The 4,673-nt window shown below is 58.7% G+C and carries 5 protein-coding genes; 3 read left to right on the top strand and 2 right to left on the bottom strand.

Annotated elements, in window-relative coordinates; genetic code table 11:
* Both A3754_RS13600 and A3754_RS13595 read left to right on the top strand, forming a co-directional pair.
* Window positions 1-462, top strand: a 462-nt coding sequence (locus A3754_RS13600; protein ID WP_231880626.1) for a CBS domain-containing protein, incomplete at its 5' end; no start/stop codon positions are given.
* Window positions 463-521: 59 nt separating this feature from the next.
* A complete protein-coding gene (locus A3754_RS13595; protein ID WP_063520124.1) occupies window positions 522-1,103 on the top strand; it encodes a DUF805 domain-containing protein in 582 nt (193 codons plus the stop codon).
* Window positions 1,104-1,199: 96 nt separating this feature from the next.
* Here the strand turns inward: A3754_RS13595 and A3754_RS13590 are convergent, their stop codons facing one another.
* A complete protein-coding gene (locus A3754_RS13590; RefSeq protein WP_063520123.1) occupies window positions 1,200-2,180 on the bottom strand; it encodes a malate dehydrogenase in 981 nt (326 codons plus the stop codon).
* 144 nt (window positions 2,181-2,324) lie between these two features.
* On the opposite strand from A3754_RS13590, the gene A3754_RS13585 reads away from it, so the two are divergent.
* Window positions 2,325-3,404 (top strand): geranylgeranyl reductase family protein, encoded by a 1,080-nt coding sequence (locus A3754_RS13585; protein ID WP_063520122.1) that lies wholly within the window; start codon window positions 2,325-2,327, stop codon window positions 3,402-3,404.
* On the opposite strand, the gene A3754_RS13580 is transcribed toward A3754_RS13585, so the two are convergent.
* Window positions 3,394-4,458 (bottom strand): AraC family transcriptional regulator, encoded by a 1,065-nt coding sequence (locus tag A3754_RS13580; RefSeq protein WP_063520121.1) that lies wholly within the window; start codon window positions 4,456-4,458, stop codon window positions 3,394-3,396. The genes A3754_RS13585 and A3754_RS13580 overlap by 11 nt on opposite strands.
* Window positions 4,459-4,673 lie beyond the last annotated feature (215 nt).

Raw genomic sequence — 4,673 nt, 5'->3', positions numbered from 1 at the left:
AAATCACAAATGGCCGGCATGATGCCGGCTCTCACTGCACAGGGAAGAATTATGCTCAAGTCCATGCATGTGGCGGAGTACATGAGCCGCCGTCTGGTCACCTTTTCCCCCGATATGTCCGTGAGTGAAGCCATTCGTGTATTGCTGGAAAATCAGATTTCCGGTGGCCCGGTGGTGGATGAAACGGGCCGTGTGGTGGGGGTCTTTTCCGAATCCGACTGTCTTAAGGGCGCGCTGGAAGCAAGCTACCACGGTACAGACATCGGTTCGGTAAAGGAGTACATGAGTGTGGATCTGCAGACCGTGGAAGGCTCGGATTCCATTCTGGATGTGGCAGAAATTTTTCTTGCGGATCATCGCCGTCGGCTACCGGTGCTGGACAGCGGAAAACTGATCGGACAGATCAGTCGTCGGGATTTACTGCGTGCCATGGATGACTTCGGTCGGCGCCATACGCTGTAACGATTGCGAAGCATTCATTTTTGACTGTTTTTTTAACCTTGAACCCAGGGGGAGTACCCATGAACCAACCCTATCAGGCACCCAATGCAGATGTTGCTGTTGCCGGTAACCAGGACACCTATCAGCCCAAGTTTCTGTCTTTGTCAGGGCGTATCGGCCGTATGCGCTATTTCGTGTATGCCGCTGGTCTGACCTTGTTGTTCTATCTTGTGGTCGGGGTGGCAGCCGCGATTCTGATTCCAAGCATGATGAGCGCCGGGGACGCTGACATCGGCGTGGGTGCAATGATCATGGGCCTGATTGCCACCGTGGCTTTCATCGGTGTGATGGTGATGAGCTGGGGCTACATGGTACGTCGTCTCAACGACATCAACGCCAGCGGCTGGTTGAGCCTGCTCATGCTGGTGCCGATTGCCAACCTGGTGCTGGGTCTGGTGATGTTGTTCAAACGCGGTAGCGAAGGCAGCAACCAGTACGGCGCCGCTCCGGTCGGCAATTCCGGTGGCGTAAAAGCCGCCTTTGTGATTGTGCTGTTGTTGATGGTGGGCTACTTCGGTGTGCTGTTCCCGCTCACCATGGCCAACTATGCACAGTATGCACAACAGGCCCAGATGCAGCAGATGGATTATTCTGAATACTGATCGCTCGTTACATGCTGAGTGAAGCATGTTGCAGCCGCAGAGCGGCACAAAAAAGGGGCTCCGAAGAGCCCCTTTTTTTATTACCCGACCTGAGCCTTACGGCAGCAGGTGAGAAACGGCGTCACGTTCTTCCGCCAGTTCCTGCTCGGTAGCTTGCATCTTGCCACGGGAGAAGTCGTTGACTTCCAGGCCCTGAACGATAGTCCAGTCGCCGTCTTTGCAGGTGCAGGGGAAGGAGTAGATCAGGCCTTCCTGGATGCCGTAGGAACCATCGCTGTAGATACCCATGGAAACCCAGTCACCTTCGTCGGTACCCAGTGCCCAGGAACGCATGTGGTCCACAGCGGCGTTGGCAGCTGAGGCAGCAGAGGAAGCGCCACGGGCCTTGATGATGGCCGCACCACGCTGTTGCACAGTCGGGATGTAGTCGTTTTCGTACCAGTCTTGCTCAACCTGATCGATGGCCACTTTGCCATCCACTTCGCAGTGGTGCAGATCAGGGTACTGGGTGGAAGAGTGGTTGCCCCAGATGAGCATTTTCTTCACGTCATTGACGGTTTTGCCCAGCTTGTTGGCCAGCTGCGCCATGGCACGGTTGTGGTCCAGGCGGGTCATGGCAGTAAACTGACGGGGATCGATGTCCGGCGCATTGCGCTGGGCGATCAGGGCGTTGGTGTTGGCCGGGTTACCGACAACCAGGACTTTGATGCCTTTGCTGGCATTGTCGTTGATGGCTTTACCCTGGGCGGAGAAGATGGCTGCGTTAGCTTCCAGCAGGTCTTTACGCTCCATGCCCGGACCACGCGGACGAGCACCAACCAGCAGCGCGTAATCGGCGTCTTTGAAGGCCACGTTGGCATCGTCGGTACCGGTAATGCCGGCAACCAGCGGGAATGCGCAATCTTCCAGCTCCATGATGACCCCGTTCAGGGCTTCCAGAGCAGGGGTGATTTCGAGCAGCTGCAGAATAACGGGCTGATCTTTGCCGAGCATATCGCCGGAAGCGATGCGGAACAGTAGGGAATAGCTGATTTGGCCAGCGGCGCCGGTGACGGCTACGCGTACGGGTGCTTTCATGAACAATCTCCTAGCTTTAATTCGGGAGAACTTATGTGGGCTGAAACCGAGGGGACCGCTGAGCAAGGTCCGTGGGTCAGGGTCCCGGACGGCGCGCATTATAAAGGACCCGGCGGCTAATCGCACGGAATCAGGGGGAGATATATGACGAACTGGGATGTGTTGATTGTCGGCGCCGGTCAGGCGGGCTGCGCAGCGGCATGGGATCTGGCTGCGGCCGGGTTGAAAGTGGCCGTGATTTCGCGGCCCCGGTCACGGGGAAAGCCTTGTGCGGGCGGGGTCACGGAGAAAGCGTTGGCGCGCTACCGATTCAGCATTGCGCCGGTGGTGCGCGAAGCGGTTACTTCCCTGGCGGTGAGTCATTCGTCCTCGCCGGTGCGTCACCTCAGCAGCGCCACGCCGTTCTGTGTCATGACCGAACGGGCAGAGCTGGATGCGTTTTGCCGAGAGCAGGCAGAACAGCAAGGTGCCGTGTTCCATGAGACTGCAGGCCTGAGACTCATAGAGCAAGGCTCAAGCTGGGTCCGCGTGAAGACCCGTGAGGGAGACTCCTTTTCTGCGTCCTGGCTGATCGCAGCGGACGGAGCCAACAGCGCCGTGGCGCGGATGCTGGGGGAACGTCACCTGCCTGGAGCCATGGCCATTGAAGGGTGCGTGCCCCGGGAAAAGGTGAGCGATTATCCGCCGATGACGCTGGATTTTGGTGTTATTCGCGGCGGTTATGGCTGGCTGTTTCCCAAGGGCGACCATGTGAATGTGGGGCTCTATGTCTGGCGGCACGGGGTGGCGGCACCGGAACGTGCGGCGCTGCAGCGCTATTGCCGGGCACGCCTGGGGGCAGAGGCGGAGCACGTGGCGGGCTATCCGCTGGGCACCTGGCTGCCGAAAGCCCGGTTGGTCAATGGCCGTGTGCTGTTCGCGGGCGATGCGGCGGGTTGCACAGAGGTGTTACTGGGCGAGGGAATCTACGGCGCGGTACTCAGTGGTCAACTCGCTGCACAAGCGGTGCTGGGCGAAAGGCCAGAGGTGTCCTATCCCCGTGCGTTGGCGGGGTGGCGAGAAGAGCTGCAGCACGTCAGCCGCCTTGGGCAGCTTTTCTATGGCTTGCTCCCGGTGTCCACGCGGATGTTACAGGGGCGGTTGGGCGCCACCCTGGTCAACGGCTTTGCACAGGGGCTGACGCTGGGCCAGTGCAAACGTCAGTGGCGGGGGCTCAGTCGTTGAAGGTTTGATTGCCCTGACTATCGCGGTACTGCACCGGCGTCATCTCAAACCAGCGTTTAAAGGCACGGTTGAACGCGCTTTGTTCGGAATAGCCCAAATCCAGGGCGATCTGATTAACGGAACGTTCGCTGTGCAGCAGCCAGTCGCAGGCAAGGCGGCGGCGCTCATCTTCCAGCAGGCTGGAAAAATCCGTGTTTTCGGCCCGTAGCTGTCGACGCAGGGTCCAGGGTTTGACACCCAGCTGATCGGCGATGGGCTCCAGCTGCGGGACGCCTTGTTGCAGGCGTTTCTGGATTTCCAGGCGCACCTGTTCCAGCAGGTTGTCGCGGGCGTGGTACTGGGTGACAGCCCGTTGCATGCGTGAGCGAGCCACCTTGTGCACTTCCGGGTCGGCATCGCGCAGGGGCAAATCCAGCAGATGGCCGGGTAGCACAATGGCATTTTCCGGCTGACTGAAAGTGACGTCGCAACGGAAGATGCGCTGGTACTCGGCTTCGTCGCCCTGGGGGGCGTGTTTGAAAAGAATGCGTGCCGGGTTCAGCTCCTGGCCAATCAGCCAGCGCCCGTAAACGATGGCGGCGGCGAAATTGGCGTCCACCCGGGCTGGATAGGTGGGCAGGTCTTCCAGATCACTTTCCCACATCAGCCACAGCGTTTTATCGCCATGGTGTTCGCGCCACTCAAAACGCAATTGGGCGTATTCGGTGGTGACTTTCATAAAGGGAATCATCAACTCGATGGCGTCCCCCAGCGTGGCGCTGGACATGCTGGCGTAGCCCAGTTCGCCCATGAAGCGCGGACGGATGCCTTCCCCCATATGCAGCCCAAATAGCGGATCTGCACTGCCAGCGATAGCCTGTTTCAGTAACTGGTTTTCGATGGCCATGGAAATCCGCGACTGTGGATCTTCCAGGTCGTCGTTGCTGATGCCGGACTCCACCAGTGCATAGCTCAGGTCAACGCCGGCGCGCAGAGCAGCATCCAGCAGGTATTCCAGCCAGAAAGGCGCGACGGTTTTGTGCTTCAGAGAGGCAGAAAGATTAGCGGACGGCATGGGCTCGCAGTTGTTGTTATCGGGTACAGAGCCACTTAGATAACGAGACGTAGCGTGGCAAGTCAACACTTGGCGTGTGGATAAGTGCGTATTGCTGGTTTATTGACCGTGTTGGCGAGCTTATGGCTCTAATGGGCTGGTGGCAGAAGTCAAAGCAGGAAAAGAGAGAGGAAGGAGTAATGTGCCGGGAGCGGCTGAGCCACTCCCGGGACATC

It is taken from the genome of Alcanivorax sp. HI0083 (genome assembly GCF_001635175.1).
This window is presented reverse-complemented; position numbering and strand designations above follow the sequence as displayed.

Coding starts and splice junctions, on each gene's coding strand:
- A3754_RS13595 (WP_063520124.1), top strand. CDS start 522: ATGAACCAACCCTATCAGGCACCCAATGCAGATGTTGCTGTTGCCGGT.
- A3754_RS13580 (WP_063520121.1), bottom strand. CDS start 4,458: ATGCCGTCCGCTAATCTTTCTGCCTCTCTGAAGCACAAAACCGTCGCG.
- A3754_RS13590 (WP_063520123.1), bottom strand. CDS start 2,180: ATGAAAGCACCCGTACGCGTAGCCGTCACCGGCGCCGCTGGCCAAATC.
- A3754_RS13585 (WP_063520122.1), top strand. CDS start 2,325: ATGACGAACTGGGATGTGTTGATTGTCGGCGCCGGTCAGGCGGGCTGC.